Raw genomic sequence first — 19,643 nt, 5'->3', positions numbered from 1 at the left:
TGACGCACAGCACGCGGCCGCCGGTGGTCTGGGTTTCCTCGCCTTCCAGGCGGGTGGCCGCGTGGAACACCATGCAGTCGTCGGCATCGGCCGGCAGGCCGCGGATGACGTCGCCGGTGCGCGGGGTGTTGGGGTAGTTGTGCGAAGCCAGCACCACGCCCAGGGCGGTGCGGCGGTCCCAGGTGATGTCGGCCTGGTCCAGCGTGCCTTCGACGGCGTGCTCGAGCGCGTCCAGCAGGTCGCTCTTGACGCGCATCATGATCGGCTGGGTTTCGGGGTCGCCCATGCGGCAGTTGAATTCCAGCGTCTTGATGTCGCGGTCGGGGTCGTCGCCGGGGGCGATCATCAGGCCGGCGTACAGGAAGCCGGTGTAGGGGATGCCGTCGCGCGTCATGCCCTGCACGGTCGGCAGGATGATTTCGCGCATGATGCGGTGGTGCAGCTCGGGCGTGACGATGGGGGCGGGCGAGTAGGCGCCCATGCCGCCCGTGTTCGGGCCCTGGTCGCCGTCCTGCAGGCGCTTGTGGTCCTGGCTGGTGGCCAGGGCCAGCACGTTGCGGCCGTCGCACATGACGATGAAGCTGGCTTCCTCGCCCACCAGGCATTCCTCGATGACGACGCGCGCGCCGGCTTCGCCCATGGAGCCGTCGCCCAGCATGGCGTCGACGGCGGCGTGGGCCTCTTCGAGCGTGGCGGCGACCACCACGCCCTTGCCCGCGGCCAGGCCGTCGGCCTTGATCACGATGGGGGCGCCTTCCTGGTCGATGTAGGCGTGGGCCTGGACCGGGTCGGTGAAGGTGGCGTAGCGCGCGGTCGGGATGTTGTGCCGGACCATGAAGGCCTTGGCGTAGTCCTTGGAGCTTTCCAGCTGCGCGGCGGCCTTGGTCGGCCCGAAGATCTTCAGGCCGCGGGCGCGGAAGACATCGACCACGCCGGCGGCCAGCGGCGCCTCGGGGCCGACGACCGTCAGGGCGATGCCTTCGCGCTGGACGAAGTCAGCCAGTTCCTCGGCATTGGTGAGCGGGATGTTTTCCATCTGCTCGGCCCGTTGCGTGCCGCCGTTGCCCGGCGCCACGTACACCTTGTGTACGCGCGGGGAGCGGGCCAGTCGCCAGGCGAGGGCATGTTCGCGGCCGCCCGAGCCAATTACCAGGAGTTTCATTGTTGCGTGATTCTTAAGGTTGCCAGTCGAGTGTCGCGAGACAACTTACTGCGCTTCGTCGAAAATGACGGTGGTATAGACTTCCTGCACGTCGTCCAGGCCTTCCAGGGCGTCGAGCAGTTTCTGCATCTTGATGGCGTCTTCGCCGGCCAGTTCGGTTTCGTTCAGGGCCTTCATGACGATGCCGTCGACTTCGGCCTTCAGGCCGGCGTCGTCGAACGCCTTGCGCACGGCGGCGTAGTCGGTCGGGGCGCAGATGACTTCGATCACGCCTTCCTCGTCGGTGGCGATGTCTTCGGCGCCAGCCTCGAGGGCGGCTTCCATGACCTTGTCTTCCGGCGTGCCGGGAGCGAACACGAATTGGCCGCAGTGCTTGAACATGAAGGCGACCGAGCCTTCCTGGCCCAGGTTGCCGCCGTTCTTGGCGAAGGCGTGGCGCACTTCGGCCACGGTGCGGGTGCGGTTGTCGGTCATGCAGTCGACGATGACCGCCGCGCCGCCGATGCCGTAGCCCTCGTAGCGCACTTCCTCGTACGCTTCGCCGTCCGCGCCGCCCGCGCCGCGCTGGATGGCGCGCTGGATGTTGTCCTTGGGCATGTTGGCGTCGGTGGCCTTGTCCCAGGCCATGCGCAGGCGCGGGTTGCTGTCCGGGTCGGGGCCGCCGGCGCGCGCCGCCACGGTGATTTCACGAATGATCTTGGTCCAGAGCTTTCCGCGTTTGGCGTCTTGGCGGCCTTTGCGGTGCTGAATATTGGCCCATTTGCTGTGTCCGGCCATGGCTTCCCAGGATAAATTGTCTGCAAAAACGGCATTTTACCGTGCCGGCGGCCTGCGCGCCCGGGAGTCGCCCGCCTGTGTCCATATTGCCACGCGCACAAGCGCCACCGCAGGCTCTACACTTGGGCATCTGAGTCATCCGGTCCGGAGAGTTGCCCATGCCCAACCCCATCGTCATCGCCAAGAATGCGCAGACCGAGTTGGCGCTGCTGCCAGCCCTGGCCAACCGCCACGGCTGCATCACCGGCGCCACCGGCACCGGCAAGACCGTCACCCTGCAGGTCCTGGCCGAATCCTTCTCGCGCCTGGGCACGCCGGTCTTCATGGCCGACGTCAAGGGCGACCTGACCGGCATTTCGCAGGCCGGGGTGGCCAGCCCCAAACTGCAGGAGCGGCTCAAGAACCTCGGCCTGGACGAACCGGCCTGGGGCGCCAGCCCGGTGGCCCTGTGGGACGTGTTCGGCGAGCAGGGCACGCCGGTGCGCGCCACCATTACCGACATGGGGCCGCTGCTGCTGGCGCGCATCCTCGAACTCAACGACACCCAGGAAGGCGTGCTGACGCTGGTGTTCAAGGTGGCGGACGACGAGGGCCAGCTGCTGCTGGACCTGAAAGACCTGCGCGCCATGCTGCAGAACGTCGCCGACCGCGCCGCCGAGCTCAAGACGCGCTACGGCAATGTGTCCGCCGCCAGCGTCGGCGCGATCCAGCGCGGCCTGCTGGCGCTGGAGTCGCAGGGCGCGGAGAAATTCTTCGGCGAGCCGATGCTGGACGTGGCCGACCTGATGCGCACCGACGCCCAGGGCCGCGGCATCGTCAATGTGCTGGCCGCCGACAAGCTGATGCAGGCGCCGCGGCTGTATGCGATCTTCCTGCTCTGGCTGCTGGCCGACCTGTACGAGAAGCTGCCCGAAGTGGGCGACGTCGACCAGCCCAAGCTGGTGTTCTTCTTCGACGAGGCGCACCTGCTGTTCAACGACGCGCCGCCGGCCTTGCTGACCAAGATCGAACAGGTGGTGCGGCTGGTGCGTTCCAAGGGCGTGGGCGTGTATTTCGTGACGCAGAATCCGCTGGACATTCCCGACACCGTGCTGGGCCAGCTGGGCAACCGGGTGCAGCACGCGTTGCGCGCCTTCACACCGCGCGACCAGAAGGCCGTCAAGACCGCGGCCCAGACCATGCGGCCCAATCCGGGGCTGGATATCGAGGCGGCCATCACCGAGCTGGGCGTGGGCGAGGCGCTGGTGTCGCTGCTGGACGCCAAGGGCCGGCCGATGCCGACCGAGCGCGCCTGGATCGTGCCGCCCGGCAGCCGCATCGGCCCGGCCACCGACGCCGAGCGCCAGGCCTTGCGCCAGGGCAGCCCGATGTCGGCCAAGTATGACAAGGCCATCGACCGCGAGTCCGCCTACGAGGTGCTGGCTGGACGCGCGGCGGCGCCGGCCGATCAGGCGCCTGGCAAGGCCGCGCCGACGCCGACCGCGGGCGGCGCGCCCGCCGAGGCACAGGGCGGCGGCTTGATGGACAGCCTGAACGATGTGCTGTTCGGCTCCACCGGCCCGCGCGGCGGCAAGCGCGACGGCGTGGTGCAGACCTTCGCCAAGAGCACGGCGCGTTCGATCGCGACGCAACTGGCGCGCGGCATCCTGGGATCGCTGCTGGGGTCCAAGACGCGCCGTTGAATTCTGTATTCCATCTTCGGAACAAACCGAATCCGGCGCTGTAACGTCGGGTAGTACGTTGTTTGTAACTTGGGGTATTGCGTTACCGCCATTTATGCCTATGATTCTGGGCGATGTATTCCCGGAAGACAAAGGAAAAAGTGGTGGCAAAAAAACACAAGATTGCGGTGATCCCTGGGGACGGAATCGGCAAGGAAGTCGTTCCGGAAGGCCTGAAAGTGCTCGACGCCGTGGCGTCACGCTTCGGCATTGATTTCCAGTGGGACCACTTCGACTGGAGCTGCGATTATTACGCCAAGCACGGCAAAATGATGCCGGACGATTGGCAGCAGCAGATCGGCCAGCATGAAGCGATTTTCTTCGGCGCCATCGGCTGGCCCGCCACGGTGCCCGACCACGAGGCGTTGTGGGGCTCGCTGTTCAAGTTCCGCCGCGAATTCGACCAGTACATCAATCTGCGCCCGGTGCGCCTGATGCCCGGCGTGCCGTCGCCGCTGGCCGGCCGCCAGCCCGGCGAGATCGATTTCTTCATCGTGCGCGAAAACACCGAGGGTGAATATTCCAACAGCGGCGGCGTGCTGTTCGGCGGCACCCAGCGCGAAGTGGTCATCCAGGAAAGCGTATTTACCCGCATCGGCGCCGAGCGCGTGCTGAAATTCGCCTTCGAGCTGGCCCGCAAGCGCGGCAAGCACCTGACGGCGGCGACCAAGTCCAACGGCATTTCGATTTCGATGCCCTGGTGGGACCAGCGCGTGGCGGAAATGGCCGGGAACTATCCGGATGTCCGCTGGGACAAATATCACATCGATATTCTGTGCGCGCACTTCGTGCAACATCCTGATTGGTTCGACGTGGTCGTGGCTTCCAACCTTTTCGGCGATATCCTTTCCGATCTCGGCCCCGCCTGCACGGGGACGATCGGTATCGCGCCGTCGGCCAACCTGAACCCCGAACGCAAATTCCCGTCTCTGTTCGAACCCGTGCATGGTTCCGCACCCGATATTTATGGCAAAGGCATCGCCAACCCGATCGGCCAGATCTGGAGCGGCGCGCTGATGCTGGATTTCCTGGGGTATGACGACGCCTCGGCGGCCGTGGTTCGCGCTATCGAGACGGTGCTGGCCGACGGTCCGCGCACGCGCGACATGAAGGGCACCGCGTCCACCGCTGAAGTAGGCGACGCCATTGCGTCGCTGATCGCGGCGGCCTAGCGCGATGCGTTGCCCGGGGGCTCAGACCATGGTCGATTCCATCGCCCCCCCCTCCGCCCCGGTGGGCGGCAGCCGTGCCGATCGCTTCGCCCGCAAGCTGTTCCGGATGTTGCGGTCGCGCACGCAGCGCCACAATCAGCACCTGTGGCCGTTCGTGCGCATCTGGCGCAATCCGGCCGGGGTGATCTGTGGCTTCCGCGCGTTTGGACGGTCTGTACCCATCACGCCGTTGGAGCAGGGGTACGACCCCGACGACGACGAGATGCACCTGATCCTGAGCGGGCCGTCGATCGCCGAGATTCCCTATGACCGCCTGGACATCCGGGTGGCCATGGGGGTGAACGGCTCCATCGCGCTGGCGCGCAAGTTCAATCTGCAGTTCAAGTACTACTGCATCATCGACCAGAATTTCGTGCGGGACCGCATTGATCTGGTGCGCGAGATCGTCGCTTGCGACCTGACGTTGTACGTGCTGCCCGACGTGCTGCGCTACATCATGCAGGGGATTCCGCAGGAAGAGATCCGCTGCCGCATCTGCATCATCGAGTTCATTTCCGAGCGGGCCTACCAGCGCAGCGCCGCGCCCGCGGTGCTCAAGCGCATGGTGGCCGCGTCGCCCGACCTGCGGCTGCTGGACGCCAAGCAGGGCCTGGGCTACAGCTTCGACGCGTCGCTCGGCGTGTTCGACGCGGACACGGTGGCCTACGTGGCGCTGCAGGTGATGATCTCGGGCGGCGCGCGCAAGGTCTACCTGCACGGCCTGGACCTGACGCTGCAGCACGGCATGCGCTTCTACGACGAAGGCGAGACGCCGCAGACCAGCCGGCTGGCGCGCAACTTCGCCCGTCTCATCGAGCCGTCGTTCCGCTTCGCCGCGCAGCAGTGGCGCGGACGTGGCGTGTCGGTGATCAACCTGTCACCGGTGAGCGCGCTGCCGCCGGAAGTGATCGAAAGGCAGGACTGGCACACGCTGTTGAAACATTGAAAAAAGGCCCGGCATCCGCCGGGCCTTTTTTTGTGCGCGCCTTGCCAGAGACAAGGCGGGGCTGCTCTCAGTGGGCGCCGGCCGCGGCTTCCGCCGCGCCGCCGCCGCCGCCCGCCTTGGTCGAGCGTGGCCGGGCGAACCAGACCAGGCCTGTGAGCAACAGGAAGATCACCGCCGAGGCGTAGAAGACATCCACCGCGGACATCGTGAACGCCTGCGCGTTGATCAGCCGGTCGACCGTGCTCAAGGCCTGTTGGTGCGACATGCCGACCGTATTCTGCAGGACGTCGAGCGTCTGATCGAACGCCTGCTGGCCGGGCCGCGCGGATTCGGTCAATTGCACATGGTGCAACGTGGCGCGGTTTTCCCACAGCGTGGTCGCGATCGAGGTGCCGAAGGCGCCCGCGGTCAGGCGCAGGAAGTTCGACAGGCCCGAGGCGGCCGGGATGCGCCAGGGCTCGATGCTCGACAGTGTGATCGAAGTCAGCGGCACGAAGAACGCCGCCATGGCCGCGCCCTGGATGATGGTCGGGATCATCAGCGTGCGCACGTCGGTCTGGGTGTTGAAACCCGAACGCATGAAGCACACCAGCGCGAAGATCAGGAACGCCACGGTCACGATCTGGCGCGGGTCGCGAGTGGCCAGCATCTTGCCCACCATCGGCGTGAGCAGGATGGCCAGCAGGCCCACCGGGGCCGTCACCAGCCCGGCGTAGGTGGCGGTGAAGCCCATGTAGCTCTGCAGCCAGAGCGGCAGCAGCACCACGTTGCCGAAGAACACGCCGTAGGCCACCGCCAGCGTCAGCGCGCCGACCGTGAAGTTGCGGATCTTGAACAGGCGCAAGTCGACCACCGGATGCGCGTCGGTCAGTTCCCAGATCAGGAAGAAGACGAAGGCAACGAAGGCAATGGCGGCCAGGGCGATGATGGTGGGGCTGGCGAACCAGTCCAGTTCCTTGCCCTTGTCGAGCATGATCTGCAGCGCGCCGACCCACACCACCAGCAGCACCAGGCCGAGCTTGTCGATCGGCAGCTTGCGCGTCAGCGATTCGCGGTTGCCGTAGATGCGCCAGCTGATCCACGCCGCCAGCAGGCCCACCGGCACGTTGATGTAGAAGATCCAGGGCCAGGTGTAGTTGTCGGAGATCCAGCCGCCGAGCAGCGGCCCGGCCACCGGCGCCACCAGTGTCGTCATCGACCAGACCGCCAGCGCCATGCCCGCCTTGGACTTGGGGAAGCTGGCCAGCATCAGGGTCTGCGACAGCGGGATCATCGGCCCGGCCACGGCGCCCTGCAGCACGCGGAACGCGATCAGGGCCTCGAGCGAGGGCGAGAAGCCGCACAGCCACGAGGCCAGCACGAACAGCAGGGTGGAGATCAGGAACAGCCGCACCTGGCCGAAGCGCTGCGTCAGCCAGCCGGTCAGCGGCACGGTGATGGCGTTGGCCACCGCGAACGAGGTGATGACCCAGGTGCCCTGGCTGGAGCTGACGCCCAGGTCGCCGGAGATGGTCGGGATGGACACGTTCGCGATCGAGGTGTCCAGCACGTTCATGAACACCGCCGTGGACAGCGCGATCGACCCGATGATGCGGGTGGCGCCTTCCAGCGGCGGGTAGGTCCCTGGCGGGAGTACGGTCGGCTCGGCGGGGGCGCCGCCGGCCGCGGGCTGAGCGGTCGTGCTCATGGGAAGGCCCCCTTACTTGGCGCCGCGCGCCAAGCCCTCTTTGGCCACGGGCGACTGCGCCGCCTGCGGGGTGAATTCGTCGGAGGCGAGGTTGGCCTGGATGATCTTGCCGATCAGGGCGTCGACCTCGTCATGGGCCGGTTCGAAGGCGCGCGTCGACCAGGCCGGTTCCTTGCGGGTGGTGGCGGTCAGCGCTTCGCCGTCCTGCTTGCCGACGTCGACTTCCACGTCCATCGACAGGCCCACGCGCAGCGGATGGGTCTTCAGGTCCGCGGGGTCGAGCGCGATGCGCACGGGCACGCGCTGCACCACCTTGATCCAGTTGCCGGTGGCGTTCTGGGCCGGCAGCAGGGCGAAGGCGCTGCCGGTGCCGGCGTCCAGCCCGGCGACGATGCCGTGGTAGGTGATCGAGCTGCCATACAGGTCGGCGGTCATCTTGACCGGCTGGCCGATGCGCATCTTGCGCAGCTGGCCTTCCTTGAAGTTGGCTTCGACCCAGACCTGGTCCAGCGGCACCACCGTCATGAGCGCGGCGCCGGGGGCCACGCGCTGGCCGACCTGGACGGTGCGGCGGGCGATGACGCCGCCCACGGGGGCGGGCAGCACCGTGCGCGACTGGGCCAGCCAGGCATTGCGCAGGCCGGCGACGGCCTGGCGCACGTCAGGGTGGTCGGCCACGGTGGTGCCTTGGGTCAGCGCCTGGTTGGTCGCCAGCTTGGCGCGCGAGGCGGCCAGCGCGGCGCGGGCCTGCGCCAGGCCGGATTGCGCGGTCTTCAGCGCGGCCTCGGCGTGCAGGATTTCCTCGCCGCTGACGCCGCCCGACTTGGCCAGCTGCTGGCGGCGGGTGACGTCGCTCTGGGCGCGGGTCAGTTCGGCCTGGGCGCGCTGGATGTCGGCCTGGCGCAGGTCGACGTCAGCGGCCAGCGCGTCGTTCTGGACGTAGTAGGTGCGGACCTGGCGCACGGTCTGCGCCAGCTTGGCCTCGGCCTGCTGCAGGGCGACCTGCGTGTCGGCCGGGTCGATGCGCACCAGCGGCTGGCCGGCGGCGACGGTCTCGGTGTCGTCGGCCTCGATGGCCACCACGGTGCCGGGCACCTGCGGCGTGATCTGCACCAGGTTGCCGTGCACGTAGGCGTCGTCGGTGCTTTCGAAGTGGGCGCCGAACAGGGCCCACCAGATGCCGTAGGCGATCGCGATGAGGATGAAAACACCGGTCGCGGTCAGCAGCAGGCGTTTGCGGGCGGGGTTGGTCGTGGGAGTGGCTGCGTTCATGACGTCTGAATCCGGAGCGTTCAATGAGTGGAGTTCGTGGCGGGCGCGGGCTGCTGCGCCGGGGCGGGGACGTAGCCGCCGCCCAGCGCGTTGGCCAGGTTGGCGTCGAGCTGGTAGGCGCGGATGCGCAGGTCGGTGTCGAGCCGCGCCTGGGTCAGCACGCCGGTCTGCGCGATCAGCACGGTCAGGTAGTTGCCCATGCCGGCCTTGTAGCGGTTGACGGCCAGTTCATAGGCCGCCTCGATGGCTTCGCGCGCCTGGCGTTGCTGGGCCCGTTCCTGTTCCAGCAGGCGCAGGCCGTCGAGCGCGTCGGCGACCTGGTGCACGGCGTCGAGCACGGTCTGGTTGTAGTCGGACACGGCCAGGTCGGCGTCGGCGCGGCGGCCGGCCAGGTTGGCGTTCAACTCGCCGCCATGGAAGATCGGCAGGGTGATGGCCGGACCGAAACCGGCGGTGCGGGCGGCGGTGCCGAGCAGGTTGCCGGTGCCGATCGCCTGGAAGCCGGCAAAGGCCACGAGGTTGACGTTGGGGTAGAACTCGGCGCGGGCGCTGTCGATCTGGTGCCGGGCGGCCTCGGCGCGCCAGCGCGCGGCGACCACGTCGGGACGGTGGCCCAGCAGGTCCAGCGGCACGCTGGCGGGCACGCCGCCGGCGGGCGCGGTCAGGGAGGCTTCGACGAGCGACTGGCCGCGCTGCGGGCCGGCGCCGGCCAGCGCCGCGACCTGGTTGCGCAGTTGCGCCAGGGTGGTCTCGGTCTGGGTCAGCTCGACCTGGCCGGCGGCCAGCGACGATTCGGCCTGCTTCACCTCGACCTGGGTGTCCAGGCCGGCGGAATAGCGGCCGCGGGTCAGCGACAGCACTTCCTCGCGCTGGGTCAGCACGCGCTTGATGACGTCGCGCTGGGCGAAAGCGTCCTGCAGATTAAGGTAGGCGCGCACGGTGGCGCTGGCCAGCACGTTGCGCGCCGCCTGGGCGTCGGCCGCGGCGGCGGCCTGCTGCGAGACCGCGGCCTTCAGGTGCGAGCGGTTCTTGCCCCAGAAATCGAGCTCGTAGCTGAAGTCCAGCGCCAGGCGGTTGTCGCTGACGACGGATCCGCCCAGCGGCGCGGGGTAGATGTAGTCGCCGGACAGGTGCTCGCGGTTCAGCGTGTAGTTGGCGTCCACGCGCGGCATCAGGGGCGCGCGGGCGCTGCTGACGGCGGCGTTGGCCTTGGCCAGGCGCGCCTGGGCGGCGGTCATGGACGGGCTGTTGGCCAGCGCTTCGTCCATCAGCGCGTTGAGCTGGCTGTCGCCGTAGCGATGCCACCATTGCGTGTCGGGCCAGGCGACGTCCTGGGCGGTCAGGCCCAGCTTGGTTTCATTCAGGGCGGCCACCGGCTCGGGGCCGGGTTCCATCAGGGCGCAACCGCTCAAGGCCAGCACTAATGCGGTAGAAAGAAGGCGTTTCATCCTGACAATCTGCTGAAAGTAATTGATTAATCTGTATTTGCCTAGGCAAATATTACGTCAAATAAAGCCCCTTCTGCAGGGGCGGGTCGGCTTGGGCGGGCGCCGTCAGCGCTCGGGCGCGGAGGCGGAACCGTTGGCGATCATGCGGCGCAGGAAGTGCATCAGCTGCGTTACTTCGTCGGTGGAGAAACCCCGCAGGTGGTGGTTCAGCACGCGGGCGATGTTGGGCGGGATTTCGCGCGCCTTGGTTTCGCCCAGCTCCGTCAGTTCGATCTTCACGACGCGCCGGTCCAACTGGTTGCGGGCCCGCCGCAGCAGGCCCTTGGCCTCGAGCCGGTCGAGCGTGCGGGTCATGGCGCCGGTGTCGACGCCGTTGAGCCGGGCCAGTTCGGCTGGCGTGTCGGCCCGTCCCAGGGCGACCATGGCGATCGGGCGCCACTGCATGGCGGTGAGGTCCAGCGGCGCCATTTCCTGGTCCAGCATGCGGTTCAGGGAGTTGGCGACCAGCTTGATCAGGTAGCCGGCGTTTTCTTCCATCATGCAGCGGGTGTCACCGCGATAATGAACCGGATTTTCGGGGGATTCAGGGCGTGACGAGGCATTCATGCAGCGAATTTTACTGCCTAGTCAGTAATTGTCAAGGCTGCTTTTGGGGGGCGCTTTCGGGGGCGACGGGAGCCTTGCGCAGCCCGGACCAGACGATGGCGGCCACGATCAGGGCCGCGCCGGCCATCATGCGCACGGTGGGCTGCTGGCTGAACAGCATCCAGGCAAAGGCGATGGCATAGACCGGTTCCAGCGCGATCACCAGGCCGGCGCTGCGGGCGTTCAGGCGGGTCAGGCTGGAGACGAACAGGAAGTGCGACAGGCCGGTGCAGAACACGCCCAGCAGCGCCAGCCAGAACCAGTCCATGGCGGGCAGGGCGGGCAACTGGCCGGCGGCGAACGGCAGCATCACCAGCGCCACCACCAGGTTCTGCCAGCAGGCCACCTGCATCGGGTCCATGCCCGAGGCCGAGCGGCGGTTGCTCAGGGCCAGCAGGGCGAAGGTCAGGCCCGACAGCAGGCCCCAGGCCAGGCCGATGGTGCCCTGGTCGGCCAGGTCGAACGAGGGCGTGACCAGCACCAGGCCGGCCGTGACCAGGCCCAGCAGCAGCCATTCGGCCAGCCGCACGCGTTCGCGGAAGATCAGGCCCTCGAACAGCGTGATGAAGGCCGGGAAGCTGGCGAAGCCCAGCGTGGCGATGGCGATGCCGCCGACCTTGACCGAGATGAAGAAGGTGACCCAGTGGGCCGCCAGCAGCGCGCCCGCGATCACCAGCACGAACAACTGGGCCGGGGTCAGGGCGCCGAGTAGCGGGCGGCGGCGCATGCGGGCGAACAGGCCGAGCGAGATCACCGCGAAGACCGCCCGCCCCAGCGTGATGACCGCCGCGCTGGCCTGGATCAGTTCGCCGAAGACGCCGGTCAGGCCGAACAGGACGGCGGCGATATGGATATAAGTCAGGGCGCGGTGTCGGGTCATTCGCAAGGGATGGCAGGGAACGGAAGGGGGCGGGGCCGGTTCGTGGCCGGGCCGCCATAGGCTGAAAATGCGCGCCGGGCGTGCAAATCCCGCGGCGCTGAATCTAAAATCATCGCATGAATCGCATTGCCAAGCTTTTGCCGGTCTCTCGTCCCTCCAGCCGCGCGGCCGGTTTTTTCATGGCCGCGCTTGGCGCGATCCTGTTTTCCGCCAAGGCCATCGTCGTCAAGTTCACCTACCGCTACGGCATCGACGCGGTCACCCTGATCGCCTTCCGCATGCTGTTCGCCATGCCGTTCTTCGCGGCGGTGGCATGGCATCAGTCGCGCCTGGCGGCCCGCGGCGAGATCGTCGTCATGACCTGGAAGGAACGCATCCAGGTCTGCCTGCTGGGCCTGTTGGGCTACTACCTGTCCAGCTTCCTGGATTTCCTCGGCCTGCGCTACATCACCGCCAGCCTGGAGCGGCTGATCCTGTTCCTGTCGCCGTCGCTGGTGGTGCTGATCTCGGCGTTCTGGTTCAAGCGGCCGGTCGAGCGCCGCCAATGGCTGGCGATGACGCTGTCGTACGCCGGCGTGGTGCTGGTTTTCGCCCACGATCTGAGCTTCGGCGGCTCCTCCGAGGTGCTGTTAGGGTCTTTGTTCGTTTTCGGTTCGGCGCTCAGCTATTCTGTGTACCTGATCTGCTCCGGAGAACTGATCAAGCGCATCGGGCCCACCCGGCTGGTGGCGTATGCCATGCTGGTGTCGTGCGTGGCCTGCATCGTGCAGTTCTTCGTGATCCATCCGGCCTCCGTGCTGATCCAGCCGATGGGCGTGTACGGCTACTCGATCATCCATGCCACCCTGAACACGGTGGTGCCCGTCTTCATGCTGATGTGGGCGGTGGCGCTGATCGGCGCACCGACCGCGTCGCTGCTGGGCATGCTGGGGCCGGTGTCGGTGCTGTTCCTGGCGTCGTGGTTCCTGCACGAACCCGTGACGGTCTGGCAGATGGCCGGCACCGCGCTGGTCCTGGCCGGGGTATTCGTATTGATGGGGGGCGGGACCGCCAAGCCGCCGCCCGCCGCGCCGGGCGGCAGCGCGTCCGCGCGCTGAAGTCCGGATTGCATCGTTGATTCTCAAGCTTGCGTCGCAACATTTCAAAGAAAGGAGGCCAGTATGGCCAGCAATCTCGTCAAGGCAATTCGTATCGAGCAGCATGGCGGTCCCGAAGTCCTGAAACTGGTCGAAGTCGAAGTGCCGCCGCCGGCCGCCAATGAGGTCACCATCGACCAGCACGCGGCCGGGCTGAACTTCATCGATATTTATTTCCGCACGGGCTTGTATCCCCACCCGCTGCCGCATGGCCTGGGCTTCGAGGGCGCGGGCGTGGTCACGGCCGTGGGCGCCGACGTCAAGCACCTGAAGAAGGGCGACCGCGTGGCCTATGGCCAGAGCCCGATCGGCGCCTACGCCAAGGCCCGCAACGTGCCGGCCAACCAGGTCGTGAAGGTGCCCAAGGGCATCGGCTTCGACGAAGCCGCCGCGCTCATGCTCAAGGGCCTGACAGTGCAGTACCTGTTCCGCCAGACCTACCGCCTGCAAGGCGGCGAAACCATCCTGTTCCACGCGGCCGCCGGCGGCGTGGGCCTGATCGCCTGCCAATGGGCGCGCGCGCTCGGCGTGAAGCTGATCGGCACCGTCTCCAGCCCCGAGAAGGCCGAACTGGCCCGCGCCAACGGCGCCTGGGAAACCATCGACTACTCGCGCGAGAACGTGGCCGAGCGCGTGCTCGAACTGACCGGCGGCAAGAAGGTGCCGGTGGTGTATGACGGCGTCGGCAAGGACACCTGGGAAACCTCGCTGGACAGCCTGGAGCCGCGCGGCCTGATGGTCAGCTTCGGCAACGCCTCCGGTCCGGTGGCGGGCGTGAACCTGGGCATCCTGAACCAGAAGGGCAGCCTGTACGTGACGCGGCCGTCGCTGGGCGTGCACGTCAACACGCTGGAAAAGCTGCAGGCCGCCTCGGAAGAGCTGTTCGACCTGGTGCTGAAGAAGAAGATCAAGGTCCGCATCGACCAGCGCTACAGCCTGGAACAGGCCGGCGAAGCGCAGACCGCGCTGGCCTCGCGCAAGACCACCGGCGCCACGGTGCTGATGCTGGACTGACCCGGCGCCCCGCGGGCAAGGCGGGACGCATGGCGCGTCCCGTTTTTTTTTGCCGTGCGCACCGGGACAAATCGCCATGCACGGGCGGACAAGCCAGCGCGGTGGGCCGTTGCTATCCTGGCCTCACCCTATCCGTTGGAGCCTCACGCATGCCGTCCGCCCCTTCCTCCGCCTCCGGCCGTCCGGAACTGGCCGCCATCCGGGAATACATGATCGTCGACGGCAAGCCGCTGCGCCAGGGGCAGGGCGAACCCATCCCCGTGCACGATCCGGCCACCGGCGAGGTCATCGCCACCCAGCTCGATGCCGGTCCGGCGCAGATCGACCTGGCGGTGCAGGCTGCGCGCCGGGCATTCGCCAGCGGCCCGTGGCGCGACATGCTGCCGGCCGGGCGCGAGCGCCTGCTGCTGAACCTGGCGGACCTGGTGGAACGCCATGGCGAGGAACTGGCGCGGCTCGAGACCCTGAACAACGGCAAGCTGCTGGGCGTGGCCCAGGGGCTGGAGGTTGGTTCCGGCGCGCAATGGCTGCGCTACATGGCCGGCTGGGCCACCAAGCTGACCGGCGACACGCTGGCGCTGTCGATCCCGTTCCCGCCCGGCGTCAAGTACAGCGCCTACACGCTGCCGCAGCCGGTGGGCGTGGTGGCGGCGATCATCCCGTGGAATTTCCCGCTGCTGATGGCGATCTGGAAGATCGCCCCGGCGCTGGCCGCCGGCTGCACGGTGGTGCTCAAGCCCGCCGAGGAAACCCCGCTGACCGCCTTGCGCCTGGCCGAACTGGTGCTGGAAGCCGGTTTCCCGCCGGGCGTGGTCAACGTGGTGACCGGTCGCGGCGAGACCGCGGGCGCGGCGCTGGTGGCGCATCCGGGCGTGGACAAGATCGCCTTCACCGGCTCCACCGAGGTCGGCAAGCTCATCGGCCGCGCCGCCATGGACGACATGAAGCGCGTCTCGCTGGAACTGGGCGGCAAGTCGCCCGTGATCGTGCTCGATGACTGCGACGCCGACGCGGCGGCGCAAGGCGCGGCCGCCGCCATCTTCTTCAACCAGGGCCAGGTCTGCACCGCGGGTTCGCGGCTTTACGTGCAGAAGGGCCTGTACGCCAAGGTGGTGGAACGGCTGGCCGACCTGGCCGCCGGCATGAAGCTGGGTTCCGGCTTCGCGTCTGATACGCAGGTGGGGCCGCTGGTGTCGGCGCGTCACCAGCAGCGCGTGATGGACTACATCGGCATCGGCCGCGCCGAGGGCGGCAAGGTGCTGGCGGGCGGCGCCGCCGGCGAGGGCGCCGGGTATTTCGTGCGGCCCACGGTATTCACGGATCTGCCGCAGGATGCCCGCATGGCCCGCGAGGAGATCTTCGGGCCGGTGGTGGTGGCGCAGCCGTTCGACACGCTCGACGACGCCGTGCGGCTGGCCAACGACAGCGCCTTCGGCCTGGGCGCCAGCCTCTGGAGCAACGACCTGACCCGGGTCCAGCGCCTGATCCCGCGCATCGATGCGGGCACGCTCTGGATCAACACCCACAACATGCTGGACCCGAACATGCCGTTCGGGGGTTTCAAGCAGTCCGGCATCGGCCGTGAGCACGGCCGCGCCGTACTGGACATGTATCTGGAGAAGAAGTCCGTTTGTATCGCTTACTAGACTGACGGCCGCGCGAGACAAGCCGGGAGATACCGGCGCGTGCGAGGCCGCGCAACCAAGGGGAAGTGCATGGCAGGCAAGACCAATTGCCGGGCCCGGGCGCGCGCAGCATTGCTGCTGGCGGGCCTGGCCACGGCGCAGGCGGCATGGGCCGGAGACCCCAGCGCGCGCGACTGGATACCCGCGCCGGTGGGCACCAACATCATCGCTGGCTACCTGGCCGGGCTGCGCTCGTCGGGGCTGTATTCGGCCGGCAAGCGCATCGACGGCGCCTCGGTGGACGTGGATGCGCTGATCTACCGCCAGATGCATTACCGGGAGCTGTTCGGCAAGACCGTGCAGCTCGAATTCATCGTGCCGATGTCGCGCACTACGATGGAACTGCCGGGCGCCCCGCGCGACCGCCAGACCGGCATCGGCGACGTGACGCTGGGTTCCGCGATCTGGCTCTACAACAACGAGCAGACCAAGACCTGGTTCGCCTGGGAGCCGTTCGTGGTGGTGCCGTTGGGGCGCTACGATGGCTCGCGCCCGGACACTTCGCCGGGCAAGAACCGCTGGTCCACCATCCAGGATTTCTCGTTCGTGAAGGGGGTGGGCGAATCCACCTTCCTGGAGGCCATCGGCGAAGTGGAAATCTACGGCCGCAACAGCGACTGGATGAGCCAGACGCTGAAGAAGGACCCGTCCTTCCGCTTCTTCGCGCTGGCCTCCACCAATATCACGGACAACACCTACACCGGCATCCGCTACCGCTACGAGACCGGCGGCCGCGAGCGCGCCGCGGGCGAGACGGTGACCAGCCGCGCCCGCAATCACCAGCTGGCGCTGGAACTGACGCACCAGATCAACGACGCCAACCAGATCCAGATGCAGTACATCCACGACCTGAGGGTCGAGAACGGCCCGCGCATGCGGGGCGTGCAGATGCGCTACGTCTACGCCTTCTAGGAGCAACGGACATGACACCAGGAGAGATCCAATGATTGCGCTTTGTGCCAACAGACGCGCCGCGCGGGCCGGCAAATGGGCGCTGTGCGCGGCCCTGGCCGCGGCCGCCGGGCTTGCCCGCGCCGACCTGCCGGTCGAGGAGCTCAAGGGCGGCACCCGCCTGCCGCCGGCCACGCCGCACCGGCTGTACGTGATGGACGCGGTGTTCAATCACCTGGTCGACAGCCGCGTCAACATTTACGACGGCGACACGATGAAATTCCTGGGACTGGTGCCCTCGTCGTTCAACGGCCACATGACGGTGTCGGCGGACGGCAAGGACATCTACATCATGACCACCTACTACGAGCGCCTGAACCGCGGCAAGCGCACCGACGTGGTCGAGGCCTGGGATGCCGAGACGTTGACGCCGAAGTACGAGGTGCCGATCCCCGAGAAGCGCGCGCAGGCGCTGAACTACCGCAACTACCTGCAGCAGAGCGCCGACGGCGGCCTGCTGTTCGTGCAGAACGCCACGCCGGCCTCGTCGGTCACGGTGGTCGACCTGAAGACGCGCAAGTTCGCCGACGAAGTGACCGCGTCCGCCGGCTGCTGGAGCATCATCGTGCCGCCGTCGCGGCCGCGCAGCTTCGCCAGCATCTGCGGCGACGGCTCGTTCGTCACGGTCGACCTGGACGCCGCCGGCAAGCCGTCGGGCCAGCAGCGCAGCAAGCCCATGTTCGAGGTCGAGAAGGATCCGATCTTCACCCATACCGACCGCCTGGGCGACACCTTCTATTTCGTCTCGTACAACGGCAACGTCTACAGCGCGGATTTCAGCGGCGCCGAGGCCCGCTTCGGCGAGCCGTGGTCGCTGCTGGACAAATCCGGCAAGGACCGCGGCTGGCGCCCGGGCGGCTACAACCTGCTGGCGGTCAACCGCGCCAGCAAGCGCCTGTACGTGGGCATGCATCCGAACGGCGCGGAAGGCTCGCACAAGACGCCCGCCGCCGAGATCTGGGTGTATGACCTGGCCACGCACAAGCGGCTGGCGCGCATTCCGGGCAAGAACGCGTTGTCGATGTCGGTGTCGCAGGACGACAAGCCGCGCCTGTTCACCATCGACGGCGGCAACGTCAACATCTATGACGCGGCGCCGGCCGCGCCGGTGCTCAAGGGCACGATCCAGGGCGCCGGCGAGACGGCGCTGCAGGTCGAGCCGCAGCCGGGAGGCGCGCAATGACCGATCCCGTGCTGTGCTATGCCGCCAGCGCCGCGCTTGCCTGCGTGCTGCTGCTGGGCGCGCTCGACAAGCTCAAGGACATGGCGGCCTTCAGCGGCGCCGTGACGGCATACGAGATCGTGCCCGCCGGCCTGGCCGGCGCCTTCGCCTGGGGCTATGTGCTGGCCGAAGCGCTGGCCGGCGCCTTGCTGCTGACGCCGGGCGCGCAGGCCATGGGCGCCGCGCTGGCGCTGCTGGTGCTGGCCCTGGCGACGGCGGGCGTGGCGCTCAACCTGGCGCGCGGCCGCCGCGATATCGATTGCGGCTGCGGCGGTCCCGCCTTCCGGGGCGCGGCGGCGCGCGGCGCCGGGCTGTCCTGGTGGATGGTGCTGCGCAATGCCTTGCTGGCGTCGTGGACGCTGCCGGTGTTCGCCGCGGCGCAAGGCGCTTCGCGCAGCCTGCAATGGGCCGACGCGGCCTCGGTCTTCGGCCTGGCGATGTGCGCCGTGGCCTTGTATTTCACCGTCAATCACCTGCTGGCCTCGCACCTGAAGCTGCGGCAGCTGCATACCTAGAAACAACGGAGCGACACGATATGGAAGCCTTGATCATTTCCAATTTTCTGCTGTGGGGCGTGGTGCTCTGCCTGATGCTGGTCATCCTGGCGCTGTCGCGCCAGATCGGCGTGCTGTACGAGCGCGTGGCGCCGATGGGAGCGCTGACCATGGACAAGGGGCCGGCGGTGGGCGAAGCCGCGCCCCGTTTCGAACTGGCCGACCTGCTGGGCCGGCGTATGACCATCGGCGAACGCGGCCAGCACAGCCAGCTGCTGTTCTTCCTGTCGCCGACCTGCCCGGTGTGCAAGAAGCTGCTGCCGATCCTCAAGTCGGTGGCCGGCACCGAGAGCGCCTGGCTGCGCATCGTGCTGGCCAGCGACGGCGAGATGCCCGAGCATCTGGCGTTCTACCGCCAGGCGGGGCTGGAGCGCTTTCCCTACCTGCTGTCGACCGAGCTGGGCATGAAGTTCCAGATCAGCAAGTTGCCGTATGCGGTGCTGATCGACGAATCCGGCGTGATCCGCGCCAAGGGCCTGATCAATTCGCGCGAACAGCTGGAAAGCCTGTTCACGGCCAAGGAGCTGGGCGTGGCGTCGGTGCAGGAATTCCTGGCCGGCGGCGCGCTGGAAGAGACCCGCATTTCACGCAAGGAGAACGGCAATGCGCTGGTTGGATAAGCTTGGAGAGCGCGCCACGCGCTCCGTCGCCCACGCCACGTCGCGTCGCAGCGTGCTCAACCGCATCGGCCGCGTGCTGGTCGGCACCGCCTTCCTGGTGCCGGTGCTGCCGGTGGCCCGGTCCGCGCCCGCGGCGGCCAAGAAGCCGCAGACCGACGAGACCGCCTGCGACTACTGGCGCTATTGCGCGGTGGACGGCTTCCTGTGCTCGTGCTGCGGCGGCAGCACGACCTCATGCCCGCCGGGCACCTCGCCGTCGGCGGTGTCGTGGGTCGGCACCTGCCACAACCCGCTGGACGGCAAGGACTACCTCATCAGTTACAACGACTGCTGCGGCAAGACGGCCTGCGGCAAGTGCATGTGCGCCTCGGCCGAGCGCGAGCGGCCGGGCTACCAGATGTTCCTGCACAACGACGTCAACTGGTGCATGTCCAACGAGTCGTCGATCTTCCACTGCACCACCTCCGTGATCGTGGGGTTGGCCAAGAAGAAGCCATGACGGACCCGGCGGAAAGGGGCGGCGGCGGGCGAGGGCGGTGGCGTGGAGCCGCCGCCGGGCTGGCCTGTGCGGCGGCGGCCGTCGCCATATCCAGCGTCATCTCCAGCGTGATGGCAGGCGCGGTCGCCGGCGAGGCGCCGGCGGCCGCGCCGCCTGCCGCCGGACCTGCCGCCGCGGCCAACGCCGCGCCCGGCGCCGACGCGCTGTGGCAGG

At 67.9% G+C, this 19,643-nt stretch carries 18 protein-coding genes and 1 pseudogene; 12 read left to right on the top strand and 7 right to left on the bottom strand.

Going from position 1 to position 19,643, the window contains the following annotated elements:
- Positions 1-1,162: phosphoribosylamine--glycine ligase (purD, locus tag AOZ53_RS07130; RefSeq protein WP_054487377.1), on the bottom strand; the 1,162-nt coding region annotated here is incomplete at its 3' end.
- A gap of 45 nt (positions 1,163-1,207) precedes the next feature.
- Positions 1,208-1,939 (bottom strand): YebC/PmpR family DNA-binding transcriptional regulator, encoded by a 732-nt coding sequence (locus AOZ53_RS07125; protein ID WP_054434200.1) that lies wholly within the window; start codon positions 1,937-1,939, stop codon positions 1,208-1,210.
- A gap of 158 nt (positions 1,940-2,097) precedes the next feature.
- On the opposite strand from AOZ53_RS07125, the gene AOZ53_RS07120 reads away from it, so the two are divergent.
- The 3 genes from AOZ53_RS07120 to AOZ53_RS07110 all read left to right on the top strand — a co-directional run bounded on the left by AOZ53_RS07120 (position 2,098) and on the right by AOZ53_RS07110 (position 5,817).
- Positions 2,098-3,621, top strand: a complete 1,524-nt coding sequence (locus AOZ53_RS07120; RefSeq protein ID WP_054434202.1) for a helicase HerA-like C-terminal domain-containing protein — start codon at positions 2,098-2,100, stop codon at positions 3,619-3,621.
- Between the two features lie 143 nt (positions 3,622-3,764).
- Positions 3,765-4,832: a tartrate dehydrogenase gene (locus AOZ53_RS07115; protein ID WP_054487375.1), complete on the top strand. Its 1,068-nt coding sequence runs from the start codon at positions 3,765-3,767 to the stop codon at positions 4,830-4,832.
- 4 nt (positions 4,833-4,836) lie between these two features.
- A complete protein-coding gene (locus AOZ53_RS07110; RefSeq protein ID WP_082385552.1) occupies positions 4,837-5,817 on the top strand; it encodes a hypothetical protein in 981 nt (326 codons plus the stop codon).
- A 67-nt stretch (positions 5,818-5,884) separates the two neighbouring features.
- Here the strand turns inward: AOZ53_RS07110 and AOZ53_RS07105 are convergent, their stop codons facing one another.
- The 5 genes from AOZ53_RS07105 to AOZ53_RS07085 form a co-directional block, all read right to left on the bottom strand.
- Positions 5,885-7,504 carry a DHA2 family efflux MFS transporter permease subunit gene (locus AOZ53_RS07105; RefSeq protein WP_054434205.1) on the bottom strand — a complete coding sequence of 540 codons (1,620 nt, stop codon included), beginning with the start codon at positions 7,502-7,504 and terminating at the stop codon, positions 5,885-5,887.
- Between the two features lie 12 nt (positions 7,505-7,516).
- On the bottom strand, positions 7,517-8,776 hold the full coding sequence (locus AOZ53_RS07100; protein ID WP_054487371.1) for an HlyD/EmrA/EmrK family protein: 1,260 nt from the start codon (positions 8,774-8,776) through the stop codon (positions 7,517-7,519).
- Positions 8,777-8,796: 20 nt separating this feature from the next.
- Positions 8,797-10,224: an efflux transporter outer membrane subunit gene (locus AOZ53_RS07095; RefSeq protein ID WP_054434209.1), complete on the bottom strand. Its 1,428-nt coding sequence runs from the start codon at positions 10,222-10,224 to the stop codon at positions 8,797-8,799.
- A gap of 105 nt (positions 10,225-10,329) precedes the next feature.
- Positions 10,330-10,830 (bottom strand): MarR family winged helix-turn-helix transcriptional regulator, encoded by a 501-nt coding sequence (locus tag AOZ53_RS07090; RefSeq protein WP_054434211.1) that lies wholly within the window; start codon positions 10,828-10,830, stop codon positions 10,330-10,332.
- Between the two features lie 31 nt (positions 10,831-10,861).
- Positions 10,862-11,749, bottom strand: coding sequence for a DMT family transporter (locus AOZ53_RS07085; protein WP_054434213.1), 888 nt, complete (start codon positions 11,747-11,749; stop codon positions 10,862-10,864).
- A gap of 116 nt (positions 11,750-11,865) precedes the next feature.
- Here AOZ53_RS07085 and AOZ53_RS07080 point away from each other — a divergent pair, with 116 nt between their 5' ends.
- The 9 genes and pseudogenes from AOZ53_RS07080 to AOZ53_RS34950 all read left to right on the top strand — a co-directional run.
- Positions 11,866-12,846, top strand: coding sequence for a DMT family transporter (locus AOZ53_RS07080; protein WP_054487369.1), 981 nt, complete (start codon positions 11,866-11,868; stop codon positions 12,844-12,846).
- 63 nt (positions 12,847-12,909) lie between these two features.
- Positions 12,910-13,899 carry a quinone oxidoreductase family protein gene (locus AOZ53_RS07075; RefSeq protein ID WP_054487367.1) on the top strand — a complete coding sequence of 330 codons (990 nt, stop codon included), beginning with the start codon at positions 12,910-12,912 and terminating at the stop codon, positions 13,897-13,899.
- Between the two features lie 149 nt (positions 13,900-14,048).
- Complete coding sequence (gene styD / locus AOZ53_RS07070; RefSeq protein ID WP_054487365.1) at positions 14,049-15,545, top strand: phenylacetaldehyde dehydrogenase StyD; 1,497 nt, start codon at positions 14,049-14,051, stop codon at positions 15,543-15,545.
- Between the two features lie 69 nt (positions 15,546-15,614).
- Complete coding sequence (locus AOZ53_RS07065; protein ID WP_054434222.1) at positions 15,615-16,496, top strand: transporter; 882 nt, start codon at positions 15,615-15,617, stop codon at positions 16,494-16,496.
- A gap of 31 nt (positions 16,497-16,527) precedes the next feature.
- The gene (locus AOZ53_RS07060; RefSeq protein WP_054434224.1) at positions 16,528-17,718 is read left to right on the top strand and encodes an amine dehydrogenase large subunit; all 1,191 of its coding nucleotides are present in this window, start codon (positions 16,528-16,530) and stop codon (positions 17,716-17,718) included.
- Complete coding sequence (locus AOZ53_RS07055; protein ID WP_054487364.1) at positions 17,715-18,272, top strand: MauE/DoxX family redox-associated membrane protein; 558 nt, start codon at positions 17,715-17,717, stop codon at positions 18,270-18,272. The genes AOZ53_RS07060 and AOZ53_RS07055 overlap by 4 nt, the downstream gene beginning before the upstream one ends.
- A gap of 20 nt (positions 18,273-18,292) precedes the next feature.
- Positions 18,293-18,931, top strand: a complete 639-nt coding sequence (gene mauD, locus AOZ53_RS07050; RefSeq protein WP_054487362.1) for a methylamine dehydrogenase accessory protein MauD — start codon at positions 18,293-18,295, stop codon at positions 18,929-18,931.
- Positions 18,915-19,430 carry a methylamine dehydrogenase light chain gene (locus AOZ53_RS07045; RefSeq protein WP_006393933.1) on the top strand — a complete coding sequence of 172 codons (516 nt, stop codon included), beginning with the start codon at positions 18,915-18,917 and terminating at the stop codon, positions 19,428-19,430. Before mauD ends, AOZ53_RS07045 begins: the two co-directional genes overlap by 17 nt.
- Positions 19,427-19,643, top strand: a pseudogene (locus tag AOZ53_RS34950) (peptidoglycan-binding protein); the annotation flags it as partial. The gene AOZ53_RS07045 and the pseudogene AOZ53_RS34950, both read left to right, overlap by 4 nt.

Origin of the sequence: Achromobacter sp. 2789STDY5608621 (assembly GCF_001299375.1) — a bacterium.
GTDB classification, from domain to species: domain Bacteria; phylum Pseudomonadota; class Gammaproteobacteria; order Burkholderiales; family Burkholderiaceae_B; genus Achromobacter; species Achromobacter insuavis.
Note: the sequence above shows the minus strand (reverse complement) of the source record. Positions and strands in the feature narration are given on the sequence as shown.